Here is a 26,435-nt window from a genome sequence, read left to right as displayed (position 1 = left end):
ATGGCTCTCAGCTCTGGAATCGAGTGGACCGAATCCACATGGAACCCGGTAACTGGCTGCGACAAGATCAGCCCTGGCTGCAAACACTGCTACGCCGAGCGCATGGCCGAACGGCTTCAGGCCATGGGGCAACCGAATTACAAGCACGGTTTCGAGCTCACGCTACAGCCGCAGATGCTCGAGCTTCCCGTCCGATGGAAGAGGCCGCAAACCATCTTCGTCAACTCGATGAGCGATCTCTTTCACGGGGACGTACCATTCGAGTATATCCGTCGCGTCTTCGACGTGATGCAGCGTGCCCACTGGCACTGCTTCCAGGTGCTGACGAAGCGCTCAGAGAGGCTCGCTGAGCTTTCGGGCAAGCTCTCATGGCCTGAGAACGTGTGGATGGGCGTAAGCGTCGAGAGCGAAAAATACGTCCTCCGCATCGACCACCTGCGGGCGACGGGTGCGAAGGTGAAGTTCCTGTCGCTCGAGCCGCTGCTGGGGCCGCTGGCGAACCTGGATCTATCGCAGATGGATTGGGTGATCGTCGGGGGTGAGTCGGGGCCCAGGTCGCGGGCGATGGATCCCGCCTGGGTCGTCGACATCCGGAACCAGTGTGGTCAGGCTGGCGTGCCGTTCTTCTTCAAACAGTGGGGGGGGAAGAACAAGAAAAGAGCAGGACGCGACCTCGAGGGAAGGACGTGGGATGAAATGCCGAGGAGGCACTTGCGCGTCGTTGCGTAGCTGGGGGGCAATGCCCCGATCCAGGTTGGCGTATCCCGCCATCGGGCAGCCCTCAGCGATGCGAGTGCGCGCTGCGGGCTCGGTCCCCTTCTATGGATGCAGCGGCTCTTCCGTGGCCGCGGCGGCTCGAAACGCCCCCTTCTTCTTCCACGCGTCCAGACGGTGAGCGCCGGGGTGGGGGTGTGCGCGGCAGCGCGCGGGGGGCGCGCTGGAGCACCGAACGAGGTGCCATAAGGTCCCAGCCAGCTCCACGTCCCAGGCGCGCCTTGTGTGGCGCGCGACGAAACGTCTCAGAAGGCAAGACCCGAAGTGAGACATGCCGGGCGGTGTTTCATGCGCAAGCTCCCCCGCCCCCGTCTTGGCGGATGGCCAGCGCCCCCCGCGCGCTGCCGCGCACACCCCCACCCCGGCGCGTGCTCCCCGGATCCCCCGTCACTCACTCGTCCCGGGACCAGGGCATCAACCCGGTCGCCAGGCACTTCACCGCAGCCGCCAGCTCGATCGGCTCGATCGGCTTGGGCACGTGCATCTGGTACCCGGCCGCGAGCGCCCGCACCCGGTCCTCGGTCCGCGCGTACGGCGTCAGCGCCAGCGCCGGCGTGCGCCCCACCTTGCGCGGCAGCAGATCCCGCACCCGCCGGATCAGCGAGTAGCCGTCCTCCCCCGGCATCCCGATGTCGACGACGAGCAGCGCCGGCTCTGACGTCTCCAGCAGCTTCAGCGCCTCGTTGCTCGACGTCGCCGTGCTGACCTCGGCCCCGCAGCGCCGCAGCACCGCCGAGAGCATCGCCAGCGTGTCCGGATCATCGTCCGCGATGAGCACCCGCACCCCGGTGAGCCGCGGGAACGGGTTGCGCGGGTCCGGCGCGATGCCCGCGTTCGTGAGCGCCGTCGCGGTCGCGCCCGTCGAGAGCGGCAGCTGCACCGTGCACGTCGTCCCGCGCCCGGGGCCGGCGCTCGTCACGCGCACCATGCCGCCGTGCAGCCCGACGATGTGCCGCACGATCGACAGCCCCAGCCCGAGCCCCCCGTGCCGGCGCGCGCCGCTGTTGTCCTCCTGCCGGAAGCGCTCGAAGACGTGCGGCAGCGAGTCCGCGGAGATGCCCTCGCCGTCGTCGATCACCTTCACCTCGGCGAAGCGCTCGTCCTGCGAGAGCTGCACCTGCACGAGCCCCCCAGGGCGCGCGAACTTCACCGCGTTCGAGAGCAGGTGCCACACGACCTGCTGCAGCCGCGCAGGGTCGCCCTCGACGAACACCCCCTCCGGATCGAGCCTCGTCTCGATGGCCACGCCCTTGCCCGCGGCCGACGGGAGGATCGACTCGACCGCCGTCTGCACCGGCAGCGTCAGCTCCACCGCGAGCCGCTCGATCTTCAGCGTGCCCGTCACGACCTGCGACGCGTCGAGCAGCTCGTCGATCAGCGTCACCTGGTGCTCGGCGTTGCGCTCGACCGCCGACAGCGCCCGCGTCTCCGCGACCCGGTCGAGCGAGCCCGCCTGCATCATCCTCGCCCAGCCGAGGATCGCGTTGAGCGGCGTCCGCAGCTCGTGCGACACCGTCCCTAGGAACTCGTCCTTCAGCCGGTTCGCGTCCTGCACCTCGCGGTACAGGCGCGCGTTGTCGAGCGCGAGCGCGGCCCGGTGCGCCACCTCCTCCGCGAAGGCGACGTCGGACCGCTCGAAGAAACGGCCCGACTCCGCCGACACGAGCGAGATCGCGCCGAGGATCCGCCCGCGCGCCCGGAGCGCCACCACGAGGTACGAGAGCGGCGCGAGCGTCCGGTTGGCCGTGGCCTCCTCGCTCGTCATCGCCTCGTGCAGCAGCACGTCCCCGCGGACGTCCGCGTAGAGCTCCGACCGGCCCGTGCGCAGCACGCGCGCCACCGGGCCCGGCTCGCCGTCGACCCGGCTCGGGTGGAAGTACCGGAGCAGCGGCTCCTTCAGCGGGCTCACGTGCGCGGCCGCGACGTGGCGCAGGCCGAGGCCGTCGTCGATGTCGACGAGGCAGAAATCGGCGAGCACCGGCAGGACGAGCCGCGCGAGCGACTGGAGCGTGGCCGTGAAGTCCAGCGACGCGGCGAGCGCCGTGCTGAGCTCGGCCAGGAACGCGAACCGCCGCGCCGCCTCCTCGGCCTCGGCCCGCGCCGCCTGCACCCGGATCAGCCGGGCGCGCTCCTCCTCGGCCCGCTTGCGATCGGTGATGTCGCGGTGGATGCCGACGAGGAACAGCGGGCGCCCCTCCTGGTCGTGGACCGCGTACGCCGTGATCTCGATCGGCACCTCGGAGCCGTCGCGCCGCACGCACGGGACCTCGCCGACGAAGGTGCGCGCGTCCTCGATCTGCTGGAGGATCCGGGCCGTGCTCTCCTCGCGGACGTCCTCGCGGTGGAGGAGCGCCATGCTCTTGCCGACGATCTCCTCGGACAGGTAGCCGAAGATCGACTCGGCCTCGCCCATCCAGTACCGGATGTTGCCCTCGACGTCCGTGACGAGGATGGCCTCGGGCATCTGCTTCAGCACCTCGTGCGAGAGGTGCATGGCCTCCTCCGTCTGCAGCGCGGAGAGGCGCGCCCGCTCGAGCGCCTGCGCGCTCTGCTGGACCAGCGCCAGCATGAACGCCCGGTCGTCCTCGGTGAACGACTGCGGCGCCGAGAAGCCGAACCCCACGGCGCCGAGCACGCGCCCCTCGAGGAAGAGCGGGATCGCGGCGTACGCGCGCTCGCCCGTCGCGACGCAGCACGACGCGAAGCCCGGCTCGAACTCGCCGAAGCGCTCCTCCGACTCGAGGAAGATCGGCTGGCGCTCCCGGACCGCGCGCGCGAGCGGCAGCTCCGCGCCGAGGTCGAAGCTCTTGAAGCGCGCGATCTGCGCCTCGAGGTAGCCCGTCGAGCGCACCGTCTCGAGCTCGCCGCCGAGCCCGGCGCGCAGCGCCACCACGCCCGTCATCGCCCCGGCGGCCGCGACGACGTCGCTCGCGAGCACGCGGAGCACCGCGGGCGGCGTGATCGCGTCGGACAGCGCGGCCGTCACCGCGAAGAGCCACGCGGCCCGGTCCGCGCTCCGCTCCGCGGCGTGGCGCGCCTCCTCCGCCTTCCGGTAGAGGTAGGCGTTGTCGAGCGCCAGCGCCACGCGGTGCGCGAGCTCGGCCGCGAGCACGAGATCGTCCGCGGAGTAGATGCGGTTCGACTCCGAGACGCCGAACGACAGCACGCCGAGCTTGCGGCCGCGCGCGATGAGCGGCACCGCCATCGCCGACCGCGTGCCGAGCTGCTCCAGCGCGGCGGCGCGCTCGGCGGCCTCGTCGCTCTTGTCGCGATCGAGCTCGTGCAAGAGCTCGGACTCGCCGCTGTGCAGCACCTTGGCGATGCCGAGGCGCTCCTCGGCGTCGGGCGAGATCGCGCGCAGGAGCCCCTCGCGCTCGGGGTTCACGTGCTTCGCGGCGACGCGGCAGAACCGCCGCCGCGTCGCGCCCGCCTGGCCCGCGCGATCGGAGCCCGCCGGGTCGGAGTCCGCGGCGGCGCGCTGACGCCGGGCCGCGTAGATGCCCGCCACGGGCGCCGGGTCGATCCCGTCCGGCCCGGCCATGAACGTGGGACCGCCGTCCGACGGCGGCGGCGGCGGCACGGAGCCGACCAGGCCCATGGCGTCCGCGGCGCCACGCTCGATGAGATCGACCGTGCACCAGTCCGCCAGGTAGGGCACCGACAGACGCGCGAGCCGCTCGAGGATCGTATGAGGGTCAAGCGATCCGGTGAGCTGCTCGCTCGCGTCCGCCAGGAACATCAGCTCATTATGGATCGCCCCTCCGCGGGGCGGCTTCAGGACCTGCCACATCATGGCGGTCTCGCTGGGGTTGCCTTCACGCTCCATGGGGTCGCCGGCGGCCCGCATCGTAGCGAGGGCCGATCGCAGAAGCCAGCGGCGCAGGAAAGAGCGCGGCGCCTAACCGTCTGCGGCGAGCCGCGCGCGGGCGCAGCGGACGAGCGCCTGGACGGCGCGGTGCGACTCGTCGCGCACCTCGCCGACGTCCTGGCCTACCGTGGCGATGGGCGCGCCGACCTCGAGCGCCACCGGGATACGTCGCGCACGGCTCACCCGGGCCATGTGCGCCGTGAACGACTCGTCGACGTAGGAGGACTCGGCGCCGCCGTACACAAGCCCCACAGGGACGATCTCCGCGCCGACGCGGCACGCCGCGGTGAAGCCGCCCGCGCGGAACGGCCGCACCTCATCTCCGGAGAACGTGGTCCCTTCGGGGTAGACCATCACACCACGGCCGCCCTTGAGCGCGGAGGACATCGCCTGGACGACCGCAGAGCCGCTGCGCTTGCTGGAACGGTCCACGAAGAGCGTTCCGACGCGGCGCGCCGCCATGCCGATGACCGGCCATCCGGCGAGGTCGGCCCGGCTCACGACCGTGGCCTCGAAGAAGGCGAGCGTGATCATGATGTCGAGCGCGGAGCGGTGGTTCATCACGAACAGCCGGCCGAGCCCGGCGGCGTCGCGCCCAGGGCAGTACCCGGCGCCCGCCGGATCGGCCGCGCCGGCGGCGCGCCCTGCCGCGAGCTCCTCGCGGACGAGACCGCCCGCACGCACGTCGAGTCCGTAGAGCTTCAGGAGTGCGCGCCCATACCGTCGCATCCATGTGTGGAGGACCACTTCGCGGTCGGCCGCGGGCGAGATCGCGGTGTCGACCTCGAGCAGGCCGTACATGCCGAAGGTGAGGCCGACGAAGCCGGCCGTGCGGAGAGGGAAGCGGAGGGCGTCGAGGGGACGAGCGCTGACCATGCGTCGGATGTCCTGCCCGCTCGGGGCGATCGTGGAACCGGGGCTTCAGCGAGGCGGAGGCGCCGGGCGCGCCCCGGCTCGCGCGGCGAGAGCGCCTGCCGGCGGCACCCTATTTCACGCTTGCGCTCGGAGAAAGCCCCGTCACCCGCCCGTGGCGGGGGCTCCGTCGAGCAGTCGCTTCAGCACGTCGTTCACGACGGCCGGGTTCGCGCTGCCCCCCGTCTTCTTCATGATCTGGCCCACGAAGAAGCCGAACAGCGCGGTCTTGCCGGCGCGGTACGCCGCCGCCTGCTTCTCGTTCGCGGCGATGACCGACGCGGCGACCGCCTCGATCGCGCCCGCGTCGCTCATCACGGCCATGCCCTTGTCGCGGACGATGTCGCCGGGCGCCCGGTCCGTGCCGGCCATCTCCGTGTACACCTCCTTGGCCTGCTTGCCGCTGATCGCGCCCTCATCCACGAGGCGGAGCAGCGCGGCCACCTGCGCGGGAGCGACCGGGAACGTCGCGGAGAGCCCCGTCGTCCGGGTGTCGCGCAGCACCTCGCCCTGGACGAAGTTCGCGACCTTCACGGCGTCGCCGTGGAGGCGCGCGGCCTCCTCGAAGAACGCCGCGATCTGCGGGTGGCCGGTCAGGACCGACGCCGCGTACGGGGTCAGGCCGAGCGACTCGGTGAAGCGGCGCCGCTTCTCGGCCGGCGGCTCCGGGAGCGCGCCGCGCACGTCGGCGAGGAACGCCTCGTCCACGACGAGCGGCGGCAGATCCGGCTCGGGGAAGTAGCGGTAGCCCGACTCGTTCTCCTTGTCGCGGAGGAGGTACGTCTCCTTCTTCTCGGCGTTGTACCCGCGGGTCTGCTGCCGGACGCGGCCGCCCTGCTCGATGAGCGCGATCTGCCGCCGGATCTCGAGGTCGATCGCCTCGGCGACGAAGCGGAACGAGTTGATGTTCTTGAGCTCCGTCCGCGTGCCGAGCTTCGTCTCCCCCACCTTGCGGACCGAGACGTTGGCGTCGCAGCGGAAGCTGCCCTGCTCGAGGTTGCCGTCGTTCACGCCGATGAACATCAGGATCTCGCGCAGCCGCTTCAGGTACTCGGCCGCCTCCGCGCCCGAGCGGAGATCGGGCTCGCCGACGATCTCGATGAGCGGCGTGCCAGCGCGGTTGAGATCGACGACCGACAGGCCGCCGATGCCGTGGACGTTCTTGCCGGCGTCCTCCTCCATGTGGACGCGCGTGATCCCCGCGCGCGTCTTGCCCGCCTCGGTCTCGATCTCGAGCTGGCCGCGCAGCGCGAGCGGCCGATCGAACTGGCTGATCTGGAAGCCCTTCGGCAGGTCGGGGTAGAAGTAGTTCTTCCTCGCGAAGACGCTGCCCTCCTGGACGGCGCAGCCGAGCGCGAGCGCCGCGCTGACCGCCATCCGGACCGCCTCGCGGTTCAGGACCGGGAGCGCCCCCGGCAGGCCGAGGCAGACCGGGCATGTGTGCGTGTTCGGCGGATCGCCGAAGCTTGTCGCGCAGCCACAGAACGCCTTGGTCCGGGTGAGGAGCTGCGCGTGGACCTCGAGCCCGATGACCGCCTCGAAGGAGCCGTACGTCGTCGCCATGGCCCGCCCTTCTAGCAGAACCTCGGCCGGACGAGAGGCGAGATGCCCGGGCTCCACCGCGCGCCAGGCGGCGCAACGGCGCGGCCTGCCGGGGGGATGACCGGCTCAGTGATCCGAGTGGTCGCGGGAGAGGCCAGGGTGCGTCGGGTCGCCCGGCTCGTGGCGCGTGTTCGCCGTCAGCCGCGAGCCCGAGCGATCGGAGAGGCTCATGAGGAGATCGCGCCGGTAGATGAACTGCTCGCGCGAGTCGTAGGGCACCGCGTGGAGGCCGGTGTCCATCCGGATGGCGTCGACGGGGCACGCCTCGACGCAGAAGCCGCAGAAGACGCAGCGGAGCTCGTCGATGACGAAGCTGCTCGGGTACCGCTCGTAGCCTTTCCGCCGATCGCCGTCGGGGTACTCGGCCGGCTCGATCGCGATGCACTGCGCCGGGCACGCCGTCGAGCAGCAGAGGCACGCGACGCAGCGGGGCGAGTTGTCCTCGCGCAGCGTGAGCCGGTGGATGCCCCGGAAGCGCTCCGGATAGGGGCGCTTCTCCTCGGGGTAGCTGATCGTCGTGACGCCCGGCTCGAGCGCGTTCAGCACCGGGTCGGGCTTCTGGCCGAGCACCATCTCCTTCGTGTTCTTGAAGAAGTGCTTCATCGTGATCCCCAGGCCCTTGACCATCTCGGGGATGTAGGCCTGGACGTCGGCGCTCCGGGTCGGGCGCGGGATCGGCTTGCCGGCGACCGGCCTTCCGGCCGGCTTCGTCCACGTGGTGCTGGGGGTAGCTCTCGCCATGAGATCCTCCTCTACGCCTGCTGCGGCGACGCCTTGGTGCCCCCCGCCGCGGCCGCGAACCGGGACGAGGTGGAGTTGACGGTGCGCTGGCGCTCGACCGGCTCGAGCAGGCCGGCGATCAGCGCCACGACCGCCGCGAACCCGCCCAGGGCGACGACCGCGTGGGTGACGTCGGCCGCGACCTGGAGACCGCCGACGAGCCCCGCGGGCGCCGAGTCGACGGCCAGCACGACGATGCCCGTGACCATCATGTTGACGATCGTGAGCGGCAGGAGCTTCGTCCAGCCGAGCCGCATCACCTGGTCGTAACGGAAGCGCGGCAGCGTCCAGCGGAAGAAGACCTGCACCCACGCCATGAGGATCGTCTTGCCGAAGAACGCCAGCACGTAGGTCAGGCTCACGGCGAAGTGGGTCATCTTGTACTGGAAGAGCGTCGCGTCGCCGAAGGCGATGTTGATGCCGTCGCGATCCAGGAACGGCAGGTGGTAGCCGCCGAAGAAGAGCGTGACGAGGAGCGCGCTCGACGTGATGAGCTCCACGTACTCGCCCGTCATGAACATGCCGAACTTCATCCCGGAGTACTCGACGAAGTAGCCGGCGACGATCTCGCTCTCGCCCTCGGGCTGATCGAACGGGATGCGCTTCGTCTCGGCCGCGAGGGCCGCCAGGAACAGGATGAACGCGAGCGGCTGGACGAAGATCCCCCACGTGTGCTCGGCCTGCCACTGCACCATGTCGCCGAGCCGGACGCTGCCGTAGATGATGAACAGCCCGACGATGCTGAGGCCCATCGCGACCTCGTAGCTGACCATCTGGCTCGCGGCGCGCAGGCCGCCGAGCAGCGAGAACTTGTTGTCGCTCGCCCAGCCGGCGAGCGCGGCGCCGATGATGCCGGTGCCCGCCATCGCGAAGATGTAGAGGATGCCGACGTTGAGGTCCGCGACCTGGAGGTTCACGACGTGGCCGCCGCACGTGAACGCCTGGTCGACCGTCCGCTTGAGCAGCGGGAGGTCCCCGAAGCCGAAGACGCCGTCGCCGTTGTCCTCGAAGCAGAGCTTGTCGCCGAACGGGATGACCGCGAACGTCACGAGCGCCGGGAACATCGCGAGCAGCGGCGCGAGCGAGTGGAGGAGCCGGTCGGCGTTCTTCGGGATGAAGTCCTCCTTCCAGATCATCTTGATCGCGTCGGCAGCGGCGTGGAGCGTGCCGAGGAGCCGCAGCGGGATCTTGCCCTCGGGCACGCGCAGCGCCGCGTAGGCGCCCGTCACGAGCAGCAGCGCGCCGAGCAGCACGCACGCGATCCGCGCGACGACGGGCGCCGCCGAGAGCGGAACCGCCTGCGTCAGGAAGAAGACCGCGACGTGGGCCATCACGCCCCCGTAGAAGATGTTGCGGGGCTCGACGCGGGCGAGCGCCTCTTCCGCCGGGTTGATCGGGCCGCCGCTGCGGGCCGACGCGCAGAACACGATCAGCCCGAGCCAGGCAACGGCCACCGCGAACTGCGCGGCGGCCACCATCGTCTCGGCCGCGGCCGGCGCGGACGCAGCGCGCGTCGCCGTGAACACGGACAGCGCCGCGAGCAGCGCCGGGGGGAAGAACACGATGCCCCGCACGACCAGGGACGGCAGGTAGACGACCGCCCGGTTCGGGCCGACGCGGTCCTGCACCATCGCGCCCTGGCGCCGGTCGGCCCAGGTGGCGATCGCCGCCATGTTCAGCAGGAACATGACGACGATGAGGATCTTGACGATCGCGAGAACGAGCTCGACGCTGGTCATGCCGTGGCCTCCGTCTTCTTCGGCTCGACCCGCGCGCCGTCGGCGATGGCGGGCGCGGCGTGCGCAGAGGGCGCCGCGGTGGGGGCGGCTGCCCCGGGTGCTCCACCAAGCGCGGCGCCGGGCGGCATCGCGCGGCGGAGCTCGGCCAGGGTCTTCCACCCGGTGTCGTACCCGAGCGCGCGCCCGAGCCGGCCGATGAGCTCCCAGGCCGGGCGCGCGTCGCCGTGCGGGAGCAGCGCCCGCTCGCTCCGCTGCGCCAGGCCCTTGCCGTTCACGTACGTCCCCTCGGCCTCGGCCCAGGAGCACGCCGGCAGCGCGACGCGCGCGGCCTTCGCGAGCGGCCCCTCGTGGGCGGCGATCGTCACCACCCCCTTCAGCCGCGAGAACGCCCGCTGCGCCTCGCCCGCGTCGACCTCGAGGTCCGACCCGAGGGCGAGCACGTACGCGTACTGCCCGGACGCGATCCCCTGGATCAGCTCCGCGACGGGGCGCGGCGGGGTCGCCGCCGCGATCTGCACGGCGCCGCGGGTGTTCGGGTTCTTGTCCTCGCTGATGAGGATGTCGTCGCCCTGGCCGAGCGGCTTGCCCGACACGAAGAAGTCGGTCGCGCCGAGGTACGTCGTGGCGAGGTGGTAGAGCGCGAAGTTGTCCTCGTTCGAGTGCTGCGCCGACAGGACGATCGCGACCTTCTGCGGGTCGTCGCCGTGGCCGGTGAGCTGCTCCTTGGCCGCGGCGAGCGCGTCGTCCACGCTCGCGTCGTCGTTGCCGACGAGCGCCGTGAGCAGCCGCCCATCGACCGCGTGCCGGTACGAGAGCATGCCCTCGTCGCACATCCAGTACGTGTTGACCGCCATGTTCTCGCGGGGGCGGTGCCGGTACGGCGTGTTGTTGCGCGGATCGTAGTCGAGGTAGGCGTTGCAGCCCGTCGCGCAGCCCTGGCAGACGGTCCGGGCGCTGCGGAGGAACCAGACGCGCGCCTTGAACCGGAAATCGCGCGACGTGAGCGCGCCGACCGGGCACACGTGCTCGGTCATGAGCGTGTAGTTGTGGTCGAGCTCGCGCCCCGGCGAGACCGTGATCTCCCCGAGGTTGCCGCGCTCGCGGACGGAGAGCACCGGATCCCGGGCGAGCTCGTTGCAGACGCGGATGCACCGCGTGCAGACGATGCAGCGCTCGGCGTCGTACACGATGGTCGGCCCGAACGTGACCGCCTTCGGCTTGTGCACGGGCTCCTGCCGCATCCGCTTGCCCTTGCGCTGGTGCTCCAGCCAGTAGTCCTGGAGGCGGCACTCGCCGGCCTGGTCGCAGATCGGGCAGTCGACCGGGTGGTTCAGCAGCAGGAGCTCCTGCACCGCCGAGCGCGCCTCGGCCACGTGGTCGCTGTTGTCGGACAGCACCTCCATGCCGTTCGCGCAGGCCATCTGGCAGGACGGCTGGAGCTTCGGCTTCGCCGCCGGCACGTAGTCCTGCTTCGCCGCGTCCCAGCGGAGGATGTCGAGGCTCATCGCCGGCCGCCCCGGCGGCGGCAGCACCTCGACAAGGCACATCCGGCAGTTGGCGGCGACGCTGAGGCCCGGGTGCCAGCAGTAATGGGGGATGTCGATCCCGGCGCGGTGCGCCGCGCGGATGATCGTGTCACCGCTCTCGAAGGGGATCTCCCTTCCGTCGATCTTGATCGTAGGCATCGTGCTCTCGATTCCCGGCGGGGCCGCGGAGGGCCCTTGCTTTCCTAAGTCGATGACGGGAGCGCTCCTCGCGCCGTCGCTAGTGGTCGCACTCCCCGCCGATCATGTTGAGGGAGCCGAAGGTCGGCACGACGTCGGGGATCATCAGCCCGGTGATGAGCTGGGAGAGCCCCTGCGTCGTGGCGAAGCACGGCGGACGGATGCGCACGCGGTACGGCGTGCCGCTGCCGTCGGACACCAGGTAGAAGCCGAGCTCGCCGTTGCCGGCCTCGGTGTACGAGTAGCACTCGCCCGCGGGCACCTTGATGCCCTCCATGACGATCTTGAAGTGCTGGATGGTCGCCTCGATGGTCGTGTAGACCTCCTCCTTCGGCGGCAGCACGATGCGCGGATCGTCGATGTTGATGGGCCCCTCGTCGGGCATCTGCTCGAGCGCTTGCTCGATGATCCTCCCCGCCTGGCGGATCTCCTCCTGGCGGCACATGAACCGGTCGTAGTTGTCGCCCCGCGTGCCGACGGGCACGTCGAAGTCGAAGCGGTCGTAGACCATGTACGGGTTCGCCCGGCGCACGTCGTAGGGCACGCCGGTCGCCCGGAGCACGATGCCCGTCCAGCCGAGCGCGAGCGCGTCCTCCTGCGAGATCTGCCCGACGCCGTCGAGGCGATCGAGGAAGATGCGGTTCTTGAGGATGAGCTTCTCGGCGTCGTTGATGAGCGCGAGCACGCGCGCGAGGCCCACGCGGACCATCGCCTTGAAGTCGGCCGTCGGCGGCCGCGCCATGCCGCCGACGCGGCCGAAGCTGTGCGTCAGGCGCGCCCCCGTCTCCTCCTCGAAGATCTCCCAGAAGATCTCGCGCGCGCGGCACAGGTAGAGGAACGGCGTGAAGGCGCCGAGCTCCATGGCCATGGCGCCGCTGCAGATCATGTGATCGCAGATGCGCGCCATCTCGCCGAGGATCACGCGGTAGTACTGGCAGCGCTCGGGGACCGTGACGCCGAGCATCTTCTCGACCGCCAGCGCGAAGCCGACGTTGTTGAGCATCGGCGAGACGTAGTTGAGCCGGTCGACGTACGGGAAGACCTGCGACCACGTGCCGCGCTCGCACATCTTCTCGAAGCCGCGGTGCAGGTAGCCGATCTGCACGTCGGCCTTGTTGATCGTCTCACCGGACAGCTCGAGCACGATGCGCACCGTGCCGTGCATCGCCGGGTGGGACGGCCCCATGTTGAGGAGCATCGGCTCGCTCGGTAGGTCGAGCTCCGCCTCGTCCAGCTCGCGATCCAGGGGTTCCATGGGTCAGCTCCGCTCCTCCAGCGCGCCCGCGCGCTTGCCGTTGCTCACGGCCTCGTCTCCGTCGATCGACGCCCCGGGGCCCCGCAGCGCGAAGTCGTGCGACTGGCGGCCGAAGCTCATGCCCTCGTCGGGGCCGAACGGCGGCAGCTTGCCGGTGTTCGGCACGTCCCGGAACGGGATGAGCGGCTGGATGCGGTTGGCCGGGTAGTCCTTGCGCAGGGGGTGCCCCTCGAACTCCGGGTACATCAGGATGCGCCGGAGATCCGGGTGCCCCTTGAAGACGATGCCGAGCAGGTCGTAGCACTCGCGCTCGAACCAGTTCGCGCCCTTCCACACCGGGACGATCGAGTCGATCTCGGCGCCGTTGCCCTCCTCGTCGCCGACGCGCGCCTTGATCCGGATGCGGTGGTTGCGCTCGAGCGACCGCAGGTGGCAGACCACCTCGAAGCGGGGCACGTCGCCGCGCCAGAGGTAGTCGACCGCGGTCAGGTCGACGAACATGTTCATCAGGGTCCGCGGGTCGTTGCGGAGGAACAGGGCGGCGTCGCGCCACACGGCGGGATCGAGCACCGCCGTGTCGTCGCCGAACTGCGAGTGCGTCTCCAGGACGGCGCCGGGGAACTGCGCCGTGAGGAGCTCTAGGACCTTCTTGCTCATGGCAGGCTCCGCTCCTTGCGCTGGAGGGTGACGAGGTGCTCCGTCGTCTGCGCCGGGTCCTCGCGCGGCTTGACGATCGCCGGCGTGCGATCGCCGCGCGCGATCTTGTCCTGGAGCAGCATGAGGCCGTCGAGCACCGCCTCGGGGCGCGGCGGACAGCCGGGCACGTAGACGTCGCAGGGGATGACCTTGTCGATGCCGGCGACGGTCGTGTAGTTGTCGTAGAAGCCGCCGCACGAGGCGCACGTGCCGAAGGCGAGCACCCACTTCGGGTCCGCCATCTGCTCGTAGATGCGGCGGAGCGCCGGCGCCTGGCGCTGGCTGATGGTCCCCACCACCCAGAGCAGGTCGGCCTGGCGCGGCGAGAAGCGCGGCACCTCGGCGCCGAACCGCGCCATGTCGAAGCGCGGGCTCGCCATCGCCATGTACTCCATGCCGCAGCAGGCCGTCACGAACGGGTACTGGAACAGCGAGTACTTCTTCGCCCAGTTCAGCAGCGCGTCCACGCGCGTGGTCGCGAAGCCGTGCTCGGAGCCCTCCATCACCCGCGTCGAGGGCCCACCGGCCTTCACTTCTCCCATTCCAGAGCTCCCTTCTTCCACACGTACACGAGCGCCACGACGAGCAGCGCGACGAACGAACTCATCGTCGCGAGGCCCGTCCACCCGAGGGCCCGGAACTGGACCGACCACGGGTAGATGAGCACCGCCTCGATGTCGAACACGACAAAGAGGATCGCCGTCAGGTAGAACTTCACGCTCGGCTTGACGAACCGCCCGCCCGTCGAGTCGCTGCCGCACTCGTACGGGATCATCTTCTCGGGCGTCGGGTTCCTCGGGCCGAGCAGCGACGTCAGCGTGAACATCGCGAGCGCGATGATCGCGGCGACGAGAAACAGCAGGAACAGGGGGATGTAGGTGGCCATCGAGAGAGCACTCCTACGTGTCGACCCACGGAGGGGTCGACCATCTCGCCGAGGCGCGCGGCGTCTCGGGGCGAGACCTCGGGGCCCGCGGCCCCGAACCATGCAGTCCAAAAAGGTGAGAGCGACGCGGCGATGCTGCCTGAAGCAGCAAAAATCCGAGCGATCCCGGCTTAATCCGCGCCGGATCTAGTCGGCCGCCGCGGGGGTGTCAATGGAGGCGGTCGGTCAACCAACGCGCGGGCCGCGATCCTAGGAGCGGTTCGCGGCCAGGACCAGCCCTCGCCACGCGGTGAGCGCCGTCCCCAGGCTGGCCTCGATCTCCCGGATCTCCTCGACCATATCGGCGTCCGCGACGCCCACGCTCCGCGCTTCGCGGACGCAGGCGAGGGCGGCGACGAACTTCTTGCGCTGCACGAACGCCCGCGCGAGCAGCGGCCAGATCTGCTTCGGCGGGGCCCCGAGGTTGGCGGCGCGCCGGAGGGGGCCGATGGCCTCGCCGGCCCGCCCGTCTTCGAGCATGGCCTCGCCCAGCCGGCGGAAGATGTCGCCGGCCGCGGCCCCGTCGTGCGCATACTGGACGGCGAGGCGCATGACCTCCTCGCCCTGGTGCTCCTCGCCGAGCTTGACGCACGCGGTGCCGAGGAGGCCGAGGCCCTTGGCGATCAGGCTGCGGGCGTCCGGCGTGAGCATCTGCCCCTCGGGCGTGCGCAGGAAGATCGCGAGCGGGGCCGGCCAGGTGCCGAGCAGCTGGATCACCTTCGGGAAGTCGCCGCGCTGCGAGGCGACCTCGGCCTCGGCGACCTTCGTGAGATCGATGGCGGAGCGCGCGCCGGCCGAGGCGCGCTCGAGCTCGTCGCGCACGTGCGAGCGGATGCGGGCGCGGAACTCGTTGAGCTCGTGGGTCTCCTCGATGCCGTCGCGCAGGAGGAGGAGGCGCGAGGTCTTCCCCTCGACGGCGAGCTTGCGGAGGCTGTAGCCGTAGAGGGGGGCGAGCAGCAGGTAGCGGACGCCGATGTGGAGCTGGATGCCCTCGAGGTCGGTGTCCCGCTCGGGCGCGGGCGGCGTCGTGTCCTCCGTGAGGAGGGCGCCGACGAGGCGGTGGCGGAAGTCCGCGAGCGTGAGCCGCTGGACGTCGCCGTCGATGTCTTCCTCGCCCGGCGGCGCGATAACGAAGTCGACCAGGGTGTTGTCCGGGTTGCGGCGGTCGACGGTGAGCGCCGTGATGCGGGCGCCCGTAATCATCGAGAAGGCAAAGAACGCCTCGCCCACGATCTCGCAGAGCGCCTGGAAGCTCCCGATGCCGTCGCCTATGCGCTCGAACCAGCCGTCAGTCCGAACGGCATCGAGGGAGAACACGCGTTCCTTTGGCATGGTTCGACCCGGATCACAGGGGCGCGTCCCGGACGACGGGCGCAAGTCCCAAGGGGGCCGAGACTCGCACGGGCGGGCGCCGCTCTCAAGAAAACTCCTAGGGCGGGCGCGTCGACAGCGTCGACAGCGTCGACATGGCGCCCGCGTCGCTCACCGACGAGAGCGCTGGCCGCCTTCCATGGCTCCCTATCGTTCCATGCCGCTCCACCTGCCCCCACGCGCGCCGATCCGCGCCTCCCTCCCCGGCCCGAGGCCCCCGAGCCCCCGGCCGGGCCCGCCCGACGGCCGTACCGCCCCGCGCCCGCTCCCCGCTGGGTCGCCGAGCGGGCGCGCCCCGCTCAAGGGATCTTTGCGATGTTGAGGGTGAGGCTGCCGGAGGCGGAGCGCCGGCTGTCGCCGATGATCGTGATCACCTGCCCTTCGGTGAGGGTCACGGTCACGCGCGAGCTGACCCTGTCCGTGTTGTCGTTGCACGCGAGCTCGGGGCCGGAGCAGCCGTCGCCGTCGTGCACGTGAAGGACGGTGTCGAAATTCGACGACAGCGTGTCGATGACGTAGGTCCCGTTCTCCGGCGCGGTGAAGCGGTAGACCCTGTCGTTGCCGCTCGACGGGACGCAGCTCGGTGTGGCCGAGTCCGGCTGGTGCAGCGTGGAGCCGGTCGTCGTCTGCGGGACGGTCGAGCCGAGATCGACGGGGTTCCCGCAGATGCCGTCCCCCTGGAACAGGCTGATGTTGAGCTCGAACAGGCCCGCGGCCTGAGGTTTGGCGCTGGCGCCATCGACCACGACGACGGTCTCCTGCCCCGCGGCGAGGGGCACGACGACCCGCGACTGGACGCCCGTGGCGTTGTCGTTGCAGCCGAGCACCGCGCCGCCGCACGTGCCGGCGTGCACGTGGACGACCGTGTCGAAGCTCGATCCGAACGTATCGAAGACATACAATCCGTCGACCGGCGCCGTGAAGCTGTACGCCCTGTCTTCGCCGCCGGGCATGCCACACGGCGCGCTCACGTAGTCGCCGGCACCGACGGTCGTCCCCGGCACGGTCTGCGGGACGACCGACTCCAGCGCCTTCTCCGGGCACGGGGGCGCCCGGGTGCCGCTCACGTTGAGCGTGTACGCGCCGTGCGTCGCGGACGCGCCGTCCACGACCACATACGCCGTCTGCCCCTCTGCGAGGGGCGTGGTCACCCGCGATTGGGACGACAAGCCCTCCGCGTCATCGCTGCACCCCAGCAAGGCGCCCGTGCAGCTGCCGTCGTGAACGTGGAGCGCCGTGTCGAAGGTCGAGCCGATCGTATCGAATGTGTACCGGCCGGCGATGGGCGCCGTGAAGCTGTAGCTGACCTCGGGGGAATCGCCCATGGCGCAGTCCGGCGGGGGCTGGAGGACGCCGTCGAGGCCTGACGTGTGGCCCGTGACCGTCTGCGGGTAGGTGGAGCCGAGATCCACCATGGCGCACTTCGGCGGAGCCCACGCGCGGACGTTCAGCTTGTAGGGCCCACGCGCGCCCTCGAAGCCGTCGATGACCGCCACGACCTTCTGGCCGGCGTCGAGCTCCACCGTGGCGCGCGACTGCGACCCTTCTCCCGAGTCGTCGGAGCAGGCGAGCACGTCGCCATCACACGCGCCGTCGTGCAGCTCCAGGATCGTATTGAACCCGGAGCCGAAGGTATCGAATACATACTTCCCGGCCGCCGGCGCCGTGAAGATGTAGCTCGCGTCGGGGCTGTCTGCACCTCCGCACGTCGGCCTGACCGCGTCGCCGGAGTGCTCGGTGTTGCCGGTGACGGTCGCCGGGAGCGCGGCGTCGATCGCCCCCTCAGGGCACTTCGGCGGATCGGCCTTCGTCATGTTGAGCGTGAAATCGCCTTCCTCTCCGTCGAAGCCGGTCACGACGATGAGGACCTGCTGGCCCGCCTCGAGGACCGCGCGGACCCTCGATTGGGCGACCCCGGTGGCGATGTCATCGTTGCAGGCGAGCTGAGCGCAGGTGGTCACTCCCAGCACCCCGATGGCCGTATCGAAGGTGGACCCGACGGTGTCCAGCGTGTATGTCCCCGCCACGGACGGCGTGAAGCGATAGACCCGCTCCGACGAGCCGGCGGCCACGCACGCGAGATCGTAGTTCGTCTCGCCGCTGATGGTCGTCCCCGTGATCGTCTGCGGGAACGTGTTGCTGAGCTCGTCATACGTCCCGAGGACGCAGGTGCAGGCGCCTGCCTGGCATAACGCCCCTCGCTCGCACGCGACGCCGCAGGCGCCGCAGTGGAGCTGGCTCGTCTGCAGATCGGCGCACGCGCCATCACACGCCGCGAGACCGGCGGGGCAGGTGCAGACGCCGTCGACGCACAGCTGGGCAGGCGCGCAGCTGGACTCACACTCGCCGCAGTTGCGCCTGTCGCTCAGCACATCCACGCAGGCGCCCTCGCACTCCGTGAGGTCGCCCGCGCAGGCGCAGGAGCCGTCCGCGCAGACGCGCCCCTCCCCGCACGCGACGTCGCAATCGCCGCAGTTCCGCAGGTCGGTCTCGAGGTTCACACATTCGCCTGAGCAGTCGGTCTGGCCTTCTCTGCACCCCTCCCCGCCCCCGACGCCGGTCCCTATACCGCCGCCGCCGCCCTCGCCGCCGCCGCCCTCGGAGCAGCGGCCCTTCACGCAGAGCTGCCCCGCTTCGCAGGCGTCGCCGCACGCGCCGCAGTGCTCGGCGTTCGCCTGGAGCTCGACGCACTCTGCATTGCACCGCGACAGCCCGTCGGCGCACTCGCTCGACCCGCTGGGGCTCTCCGCGCAGGACGCCGCGAGGACGACCCCCGCGGCCAGGAGCAGCGCGGCGGACGACAGGGCGGGCCTGGGGCGCAATCCGGATCTGTTCATAGCCATCCTTGAGGGGGTGCGTGGCCGATCGAGGCGAGCGAACAACGAGGCGCGCGGCTAACGAGGCGCGCGCCAGGATACGCCTACGGCCGGCGCATCCGCAACCGGCGGGGGTGCTCGGCTGGCGGCGCGCAGGTCGAGCCGCGGCCCGGACCGCGCTCGCCGCGCCGCGGAGAGGCGCCCTCGCGGGCTCGACGCGACAGACACCGTCGTCAGCGTCGTCGCGCCGGCCAGGGCACATCCAGCGCGGACTCAGAGCTTGGTGATCTTCAGCGTGAAGTCGCCGGACGCTCCATTATACCCGTCGACGACCACGGTGATGGTCTGGTTGGGGAGCAGCTCGATCTGCACCTTCGACGCTTGCGAGCTGGTCAGATCGTCGTTGCATTGTTTCTCGGTGCCGCCGCAGCCCCCCGTGTGGACGTGAAGGACGGTGTTGAACGACGAACCGATCGTATCGATGATATAGGTGCCGCGGATCGGGGCGGTGTAGGTGAACACCGTCTCCGGAGAGGACACGGACGCCGCGGACACGCATTTCGGCCTCACAGCGTCGGGCTGGCCGCGCGTGGTGCCGGTCCTTGTGAGCGACAGCGGCGATCCGAGGTGGATCGCCGTCTCGCAGGTCCCCGGGCCGGTGAACCGGTCCACCTGGAGCACGTAGTCGCCGGAGCTCGAGCCGAGGCCGTCGACGACGACGAGGACGCTTTGATCGGCGTCCAGGCCGAGGGCGACGCGCGACTGCAGACCGTCCGTGTCGTCGTTGCACCCGAGCGACGTCCCCGTACAGCTCTCCTTCAAGACCTGGAGTATCGTGTCGAAGCTCGATCCGAACGTATCGAAGATGTAGAGCCCGTCCTCCGGCGCGGTGAAGCGGTAGATCATGTCTGGAGCATTCGACGAGAAGCCGCAGGACGGGCGAAAGGACTCGGGCTGCTCCGCGGTGCTCCCTGTCACGAGCTGCGGGACGACGGGGCCGAGATCGATCGCCGTCGAGCAGGTGCCGCCGCCGGAGAACCGCGCGATGTTGAGCGTGAAATCGCCCGACGCGCCCGCGGCGCTGCCGTCCACGAGGAGGACGATCGTTTGCCCCTCGGCGAGCTCCAGCGTCAGCCGCGACTGCTCGCTTCCCGGCGCGTCGTCGTTGCACGCGAGCTCGGCCCCGGAGCAGCTGCCGTCGAGGACGGAGAGCGCCGTGTCGAAGCTCGATCCGAGCGTATCGACGATGTAGGTGCCGGCCGCGGGCGCGGTGAAGCGGTAGGTCACCTCGCCGGCGCCGCTGCCGCAGCTCGGGCGCAGGACGTCGGCCGCATCCGCGGTGGTCCCCGTCACTGTCTGAGGCGCCGTCGAGCCGAGCTCGAGCAGCGGGCACGGGAGGACGAAGGTCTGGTTCACGTTGAGCGTGAAGGGGCCGGAGGCGACGGCTGCGTAGCTGTCCACGACGACGGAGACGGTCTCTCCCTCGCGGAGCATCACCTTCACCTGCGATTGCCGGCCAGAGGTGTCGTCGTTGCACGCGACGCTCTCGCCGCTGCATGTCCCCTTGTGGACGTGCAGGACCGTGTTGAAGGAGGAGCCGAAGGTATCGAAGGTGTAGAGCGCGGTCGCCGGCGCGGTGAAGGCATAGGTGGCCTCGGGGCCGCTGTCGCTGGTGCAGGGCGCCCGGAGCGCGCTCACGCGATCCAGGATAGCCGTGGTGCCCGTCACCCTCTGCGGAAACGTGGTGCCGAGCGTGAACTCCGGACATGGAGGCGGCACGTACTCGGAGACGTTGAGCCTGAATGGCCCGGATCCGCCGTCGATGCCGTCGACGACCGCGACCACCGTCTGGCCCTCGGCGAGGTTCGCGACGAGGCGCGACGTCTTGGCTCCCATGGCGCTTTCGTTGTCGTTGCACGAGATCACCGCCCCGGAGCAGGACCCCTTGCGCAGCTCGAGGACGGTATCGAACGTGGAGCCGGACGTGTCGAAGATGTACCTGCCAGCGCGCGGCGCGGTGAAGCTATAGCTCGCGTCGGAGGTGTCGATTGAGCCACAGCCCGTCGAGACGGCGTCGCCGAGCCCCCAGGTGTCCCCGGTGATGCTCAGCGGGAGCGCCGTCGCGAGGGTGTCGAGCGGGCACGCCGGCGGCGCCATCCGGTCGAGGTGAAGGGCGAAGTCACCTTGCGCGCCGTCGTAGCCCGAGACGACGAGGAGGACGCTCTGTCCTTCCTCGAGGGCCGCCGAGGTGCTGCCCGTCACGGCTCCCCCGCGATCGTCGTTGCACGCGAGCTCCTCGCAGGCGTCGAAGTCCAGGACGCCGATGGCGGTGTCGTAGCTCGATCCGGCGGTGTCGAACTTGTACCTGCCGGCCTCCTCCGCCGTGAACCTGTAGACGAACTGGGTCGAGCCGACTCCCATGCAGGCGAGCGGGAAATAGGTCTCCCCGCCCACCGTGGTGCCCATCAGACGCCGAGGGACCGTCGAGCCGATGTCCTCGTAGTCGCCGGCGGCGCAGGCGCACGCGCCCTCCCGGCAGAACAGCCCCGGGGCGCACGCCGCGCCGCACGCGCCGCAATGCGCCGGATCGACGGCCAGATCGACGCACCTGCCGCCGCAGACCGCGAAGCCCTCGTCGCAGACGCACGCCCCCTCCACGCACGTCTCGTGGAGGGGGCAGCGGGCCTCGCAGGTCCCGCAATGCAGCGGATCGCTCTCCACGTCCACGCAGCCGCCGCCGCACTCGGTCAGGCCGGAGGCGCAGCGGCAGGCGCCGCCCTCGCACCGCTGTTCGGCCGCGCATTCCTGGCCGCAGCGCCCGCAATGGGCGGCGTCGGTGGCGAGATCGACGCAGCCGCCGCTGCACGCCGCGAGGCCGGAGGCGCACGGCTCGCCGCCCGCCCCGCCCCCGCCCCCGCCGACGCACACGCCCGCCTCGCACCGCGTCCCGCTCGCGCAGACGCCCTCGCAGCCGCCGCAGTGCTCCGGATCGGCCTGCGTGTCGAAGCACGCTCCCCCGCACGGCGTGAGGCCGTCATCACACGGTGGGGCGACCGAGTCCTCCGCGCAGGACGCGGCAAGGGCGATAAGCGCCGCGACCGCCAGCCAGAGCGCCATCCACGACGGCTCGAACCTCGCGCGCGATCCGGGGTGACTCATGAACATCCTTCGGCGGACAGGCCGGCCACCGCGTGGCTCCGAGAGATCCGGCGCCGAGGATACGCCTCTTCGCTTTCGCTCTGCAATCGTCGATCACCGCGCTTCCACACGCGTGCGATCGACCTCCGCGGGCGTCAGGCGGCCGGGAGATCCGGCATCGGAGCGGCCTCGTCGGATGTCGGCTGACGCGCCTGGATGGCCTCCAGGGCCACAGCGCCCGTCTCGGGCCCCGGCGCCTCTTCGGCCTGCAGATCGGGGCCGAGGAAACGAGCGATCGGCTCGAAGAGCTCGACGCCGGTATAGGCGCCGACGGCCAGATCGCCGTGGCCGTAATCTTCCCGCGCTCCGAAGTCGCGTCCGAGCACGAGAAAGCGCTTCGGCGTCTCCGGGCGATCGCGCCCCCATGCGTCGAACGCCGCGCGCACCGCCGGGGCGGGGGCTATCCTGTCGGCGCTGCCCGCGATGAACAGGGCCGGCGCCGCGACCGAGGCGAGGCCGTCCAGGACCCTCTCGCCGTCCACGCGGATCTCCCCGTCGCTCGCCATCCACGCGGCGAAGTCGGCGTTCAGCGCTGCAGGGATGTCTTCGATGCAGTTGACGAGCGCGAGCCGCGTGACGCCGGGAGGCACGTTGCGCGGGTTGGCCACGGCGTGATGGATCGGCGTCGGAAGCCACTCCGACGCGAACGCGACGCTGCGTGCCATGAGGCGGAGCGGGACGCCCGGCAGCAGCCGGCCTGACAGGAAGCGCATGAGGCGCACCGGCGTGGTGAGCCGGCCAGGCGAGCCGACGATGACGACGCGGCGGACCCGATCGCCGGCGACGCTCCGGCCGAGCGCCGCATAGAGGAGCATGCCCCCCATGGAGAAGCCGACATAATCCAGCGAACGGGCGCCGGTGCGCTCCAGGATCGCCTCGATGGCGCAGGGAAGATCGTACCGGACCATGGCGGAGAACCGGACGCTGCGGCGCTCGGCGCGGGTGAGCAGGCGGCCGCTGCGCAACGTCAGCAACCACACGTCGCGTCCGAGCGTGGCGAGGTGGCGAGCGAGCGAGTAATCGGGGTGGATGTCCTGGTTCCTGTGGTTCGCGGCGATCCCGTGGACCAGCAGGATCGGCGGCAGGTCCGGCTGCGCCTCCGCGCCGTCCGGGCGCGGGACGCGGCGGATCTCGATCGGCGCGCCATCCGCGGTCCGCAGGACCTCTTCCACGCTGTACTCGAGCGGCAGCGTCAGCCGCTTGACCCAGTAAAGGAGGTGCGCCCACAGCCCGATCGCCGCCAGCACCGCGAGCGCCAGCGCCACCAGGAGGGTTGCCCCGAATGTCCAGACCATACGGTCAATCTACCTGCTGGCGCTGTTTCCGCATGCAGGCAACCTCGACATTCTTTTCACCAGGATGGACGGAACAGAGGCCCGTCGCTCCTCGAGGCCGCAACCCAGTTCGCTCGTCTGGATGATCATGAATCCATGGGAACAGCACGTTTCGCGATCATCCCCTGCAGCGCGTGAAAAAGTCACACAGCGTTCCGCAAGCCACTCCACCCCATCGCGCCGGACAGCGCGTGCGGCGACTGCCCGTGGTGGAAACGCACGTTGGCAACGGCGCGTTTTCCCTGGGATTCGCGTCTCGCTGGGACATGACCATGTGCCCAGGCCTACCGCGGCGCGAGATCGAGAGCTCCAGCACAGGCGTGCACAAAGGTTCCAGATCTACCAACCCGGAACGTGGCATGCGGATCGCAACACACCAGGGCGAGGAGAGAGCTGGCAAGGGTCCCGTAAGCACCCGGGAAGGGGGCACGGCAAGAAGAACGCCGCAGCAGAGCTCGGGGGGGCTCGGTTGCGGCGCTCTTCTTGCCGTGCCGTCTGCCGGACGGCCGCGCTCATGCGCTTGCCGGAGACAAAATGAAAAAAGCGCCTCGCGGACCTGGGGGGGGAAGGTCTCCGCGACGGCGCTCGCATGTCATTTTGCAGGCTCCGTGCCGCCCCACGCAGGATAGAATTTCAAATACTTACACCAAACGCGACCAGCCACCATTGCATGATTGCAAATCAAAATTGCAATCCGATTCAAATTCGAAGGCCTTCGCGTTCTCGATCGGATCGGGGTTGTAGCTGTTCCGGACGGAAATCTGCCGAGCGGGGCGTGCTCACTCGTCCCAGTGGCGGCAAACCGGCTTCACGCCGCACCCTTGGCAGCGAACCGGATCGCGCCGCGACGGGCATTGCTGGAGCATGCCGAGGTGGCAGAGGGCGAAGTCGTACTTGACCGGGTCGGCTGGATCGAAGCCGCGGAGGGTCGCGGTGATCTCCTCTGCCGTCTTCCAGGTGGCGCCCCTGCGATCGGTGAGCCCGATGTTGTAGCCGAGCTTCTCGATGTGCGTGTCGACCGGGATGAGGAGGGCCGACGGGGGCACGGGCCACAGGCCGAGGTCCACGCCGTCCGCAGGGCGGATCATCCACCGCAGCAGGAGCATGAGCCGCTTGGCGGCGCTGCCCTTCTCGGGATCGGGGAGGATGTGCGCGGCTCCGCGGTCGTCCGGACGCCGGTCGAGGCCGCCGGCGCGTCGGATCGCCCGCACCCAGGCCCCGAGGGCCTGGCGCAGATCGCCGGTGCGCGAGAGCTCGGCCGCAAAGGCGGCGCCGAGCGAGCCCGAGGCCCGCTGCACCCGCCGCGCGCCGACGATCAGCCCGACGAGATCGCGATCGCGGTAGATCCGGTGCCGGAAGCCGCGCAGCCGCGCCGAGACGGCCCTGGCGTCGTCGGCGGTGAGGGCGATCTCCGGCCCGAGGCGATCGAGCGCCTCGCCGATCTTGGCGTGCAGCGCCTTCACGTTGCCGAAGGCGAGCGACGCGGCGATGAGCGCCACGAGCTCCTGATCGGCCGGGTCCGTGTAGCGATGGACGAAGGAGACCGGGTCTCGCGCGCGGCGCTCCTCGACGGCGCACCGCGCGCGCACCCCGTCGAGCGCCGCCTTGACCGTGGCGCTCCGCGCGGCGTCGCCCGGCCGGGGCGCCGCCTTGACCGTGGCGTCCTTCCGCTGCTGAGGCGCCGCCTTGACCGCGGTGTCCCTCCGCCGGGGCGCCGCCTCGCCGCTCCCGCGCGCCCTCACGGCGACCCCGCGTCCGGCGCCGGATCGGCCGTGACCGGCTCGGCGTTCGCGGCGCCCTCTTGCGCCTCCCGGTCGTGCTCCAGCGCGGGGAGCGACACGACGAACGCGCTGCCGCGTCCGTCGTCGGTGAGCGGGCTCTCGACCCGCACGGCGCCGCCATGGCTCTCGGCGATGTGCTTCACGAGCGCGAGCCCGATCCCGCTGCCGCGCACCTGCCGCTCGCTCGCCCGCCGCCCGCGCGCGAAGCGCTCGAAGATGTGCTTCTGCTCGTCGGGATCGATGCCCGGCCCGCGGTCGCTCACCCGGATGGTGACCTGCCTCGCCTGGCGCGTCAGCGCGGCGAGGCGCCCGCCGCCCCCGCCCTCGGCCTCCACCGCGACGGCGACGCGGCCGCCGTCCTTCGCGTACTTGAGCGCGTTGTCGAGCAGGTTCACGAGGGCGAGCTCGAGCGCGCGCGCGTCGATGAGCGCCTCGGGCAGCCCCTCGGCGATCGTGAGCTCGACGGTCATCTCCTCGCGCTCGGCGCGGTAGCGGTACATGTCGACGGCGCGCGTCGCCACCTCGGCGACGCTGCCGCGCGCGAACTCGTAGGCGGCCTTGCCCCGCTCGACGCGGGCGAAATCGAGGACGTTCTCGATGAGCGCGGTGAGCCGCTCGCTCTCGCTCACGATGATCTGCAGGTACTGGCGGCGCTTCTCGTCGTTGGGGACGCGGCCGCCGAGGAGGAGCTCGCCGAACATGCGGACGAGCGAGAGCGGCGTCTTGAGCTCGTGGGACACGTTCGCGACGAAGTCGCTCTTCAGCGCCGCGAGCCGCCGCTCGTTCACGGAGGCGAGCACGACGATCGCGAGCCCGGCCAGCGCGACCAGGGCCGAGAAGCCGACCATCAGGATCTCGATCAGGCGCTGCCGCTCGACCTTCTCGCCGAGCTCCTCGGCCGTGGTGAGCGCCATCTGGAGGCGCCAGTTGTAGAGCGTGGTCGGGAAGGGGCGCCCGACGGTGAACTCGCCGCCGATGATGGGCGGGCCGAACACGATGCGGCCCTCCTCGTCGATGACGTTCATCCGGCTCTTCTCGCGATCGAGATCGCGGAAGAGCCGGGGCATCACCTCGTGGACCAGGCGCGGCACCTCGTGCCAGGCGACGATGAGGCACTTGCGCCCCGCGTGCTCGCGCTGCCAGTAGCTCACGAGCAGGCTCTGCTGATCGATGACGTGGTGGAGGTGGCGCAGCTCGGTCGTGTCGCCGGTGAAGTTCATCTGCGGCAGGAGGCGGGCGAGCAGGAGCTTGCGGAAGGCGTCGTCCTCCCGCCCGGACGCGCCGCGCGAGGCGAACGCGAGCACGTCGTGCGCCTCGTTGTCCATGTCGAGGACCAGGATGGCGCGCACCGTCGGCGTCTCGCGGGCCGCCGTGGGGAGCCACCGCCGCGCGATGACCGAGAGGTTCGCCACGTCGACGTGCGCGGCGACGACGTTGTCCTGGGCGATGATCAGCTTGTCGAGCCGGTCGACGCGCTCGTCGGCGAGGGTGAGCGTCGCGTCGAAGACGGTCTGCTGCCGCGCCTTCTCGATCTGCAGCGTCGTGCGCAGGGCGATCCCGCCGAGCACGAGCACGGCGACGACGATCGCGGGGACGAGGGCGAAGTACGGGACGCGATGGCGCTTCCCAGCGGAGGGGAGGAGGTCCATCGCTCGGCTCC

The 26,435-nt window shown here is 70.6% G+C and carries 17 protein-coding genes; 1 reads left to right on the top strand and 16 read right to left on the bottom strand.

What is annotated here, in order from left to right; all coding sequences use genetic code 11:
* Window positions 1–729: a DUF5131 family protein gene (locus WMF45_RS03020; RefSeq protein ID WP_437715457.1), complete on the top strand. Its 729-nt coding sequence runs from the start codon at window positions 1–3 to the stop codon at window positions 727–729.
* A gap of 436 nt (window positions 730–1,165) precedes the next feature.
* Here the strand turns inward: WMF45_RS03020 and WMF45_RS03015 are convergent, their stop codons facing one another.
* The 16 genes from WMF45_RS03015 to WMF45_RS02940 form a co-directional block, all read right to left on the bottom strand.
* Window positions 1,166–4,567 carry a GAF domain-containing protein gene (locus WMF45_RS03015; protein ID WP_437715456.1) on the bottom strand — a complete coding sequence of 1,134 codons (3,402 nt, stop codon included), beginning with the start codon at window positions 4,565–4,567 and terminating at the stop codon, window positions 1,166–1,168.
* A 105-nt stretch (window positions 4,568–4,672) separates the two neighbouring features.
* Window positions 4,673–5,518, bottom strand: coding sequence for a lysophospholipid acyltransferase family protein (locus WMF45_RS03010; RefSeq protein ID WP_437715455.1), 846 nt, complete (start codon window positions 5,516–5,518; stop codon window positions 4,673–4,675).
* A 141-nt stretch (window positions 5,519–5,659) separates the two neighbouring features.
* Window positions 5,660–7,117 (bottom strand): Asp-tRNA(Asn)/Glu-tRNA(Gln) amidotransferase subunit GatB, encoded by a 1,458-nt coding sequence (gatB, locus tag WMF45_RS03005; RefSeq protein ID WP_437715454.1) that lies wholly within the window; start codon window positions 7,115–7,117, stop codon window positions 5,660–5,662.
* A 105-nt stretch (window positions 7,118–7,222) separates the two neighbouring features.
* A complete protein-coding gene (locus WMF45_RS03000; RefSeq protein ID WP_437715453.1) occupies window positions 7,223–7,897 on the bottom strand; it encodes a NuoI/complex I 23 kDa subunit family protein in 675 nt (224 codons plus the stop codon).
* Window positions 7,898–7,908: 11 nt separating this feature from the next.
* Window positions 7,909–9,675 carry a complex I subunit 1/NuoH family protein gene (locus tag WMF45_RS02995; RefSeq protein ID WP_437715452.1) on the bottom strand — a complete coding sequence of 589 codons (1,767 nt, stop codon included), beginning with the start codon at window positions 9,673–9,675 and terminating at the stop codon, window positions 7,909–7,911.
* Window positions 9,672–11,360 (bottom strand): 2Fe-2S iron-sulfur cluster-binding protein, encoded by a 1,689-nt coding sequence (locus WMF45_RS02990; protein WP_437715451.1) that lies wholly within the window; start codon window positions 11,358–11,360, stop codon window positions 9,672–9,674. Before WMF45_RS02990 ends, WMF45_RS02995 begins: the two co-directional genes overlap by 4 nt.
* Before the next feature lie 79 nt (window positions 11,361–11,439).
* Window positions 11,440–12,654 (bottom strand): NADH-quinone oxidoreductase subunit D, encoded by a 1,215-nt coding sequence (locus tag WMF45_RS02985; protein ID WP_437715450.1) that lies wholly within the window; start codon window positions 12,652–12,654, stop codon window positions 11,440–11,442.
* Between the two features lie 3 nt (window positions 12,655–12,657).
* Window positions 12,658–13,311, bottom strand: a complete 654-nt coding sequence (locus WMF45_RS02980) for an NADH-quinone oxidoreductase subunit C (RefSeq protein ID WP_012233159.1) — start codon at window positions 13,309–13,311, stop codon at window positions 12,658–12,660.
* Window positions 13,308–13,853 (bottom strand): NADH-quinone oxidoreductase subunit B, encoded by a 546-nt coding sequence (locus WMF45_RS02975; RefSeq protein WP_437301525.1) that lies wholly within the window; start codon window positions 13,851–13,853, stop codon window positions 13,308–13,310. Before WMF45_RS02975 ends, WMF45_RS02980 begins: the two co-directional genes overlap by 4 nt.
* A gap of 26 nt (window positions 13,854–13,879) precedes the next feature.
* Entirely contained in the window at window positions 13,880–14,236 is a 357-nt protein-coding gene (locus WMF45_RS02970; RefSeq protein ID WP_437715449.1) for an NADH-quinone oxidoreductase subunit A, read from the bottom strand.
* A 249-nt stretch (window positions 14,237–14,485) separates the two neighbouring features.
* The gene (locus WMF45_RS02965) at window positions 14,486–15,607 is read right to left on the bottom strand and encodes a hypothetical protein (protein WP_012233156.1); all 1,122 of its coding nucleotides are present in this window, start codon (window positions 15,605–15,607) and stop codon (window positions 14,486–14,488) included.
* A gap of 338 nt (window positions 15,608–15,945) precedes the next feature.
* Entirely contained in the window at window positions 15,946–18,483 is a 2,538-nt protein-coding gene (locus WMF45_RS02960) for an MXAN_6577-like cysteine-rich protein (protein ID WP_437715448.1), read from the bottom strand.
* Window positions 18,484–18,735: 252 nt separating this feature from the next.
* On the bottom strand, window positions 18,736–21,621 hold the full coding sequence (locus WMF45_RS02955) for an MXAN_6577-like cysteine-rich protein (protein ID WP_437715447.1): 2,886 nt from the start codon (window positions 21,619–21,621) through the stop codon (window positions 18,736–18,738).
* 134 nt (window positions 21,622–21,755) lie between these two features.
* Complete coding sequence (locus tag WMF45_RS02950; protein ID WP_437715446.1) at window positions 21,756–22,955, bottom strand: alpha/beta fold hydrolase; 1,200 nt, start codon at window positions 22,953–22,955, stop codon at window positions 21,756–21,758.
* 818 nt (window positions 22,956–23,773) lie between these two features.
* A complete protein-coding gene (locus WMF45_RS02945; protein ID WP_437715445.1) occupies window positions 23,774–24,736 on the bottom strand; it encodes a TIGR02757 family protein in 963 nt (320 codons plus the stop codon).
* Entirely contained in the window at window positions 24,733–26,424 is a 1,692-nt protein-coding gene (locus WMF45_RS02940; RefSeq protein ID WP_437715444.1) for a sensor histidine kinase, read from the bottom strand. The genes WMF45_RS02945 and WMF45_RS02940 overlap by 4 nt, the downstream gene beginning before the upstream one ends.
* Between the last annotated feature and the right edge of the window lie 11 nt (window positions 26,425–26,435).

This window comes from Sorangium sp. So ce448 (assembly GCF_051520915.1).
GTDB classification, from domain to species: domain Bacteria; phylum Myxococcota_A; class Polyangia; order Polyangiales; family Polyangiaceae; genus Sorangium; species Sorangium cellulosum_B.
Note: the sequence above shows the minus strand (reverse complement) of the source record. Positions and strands in the feature narration are given on the sequence as shown.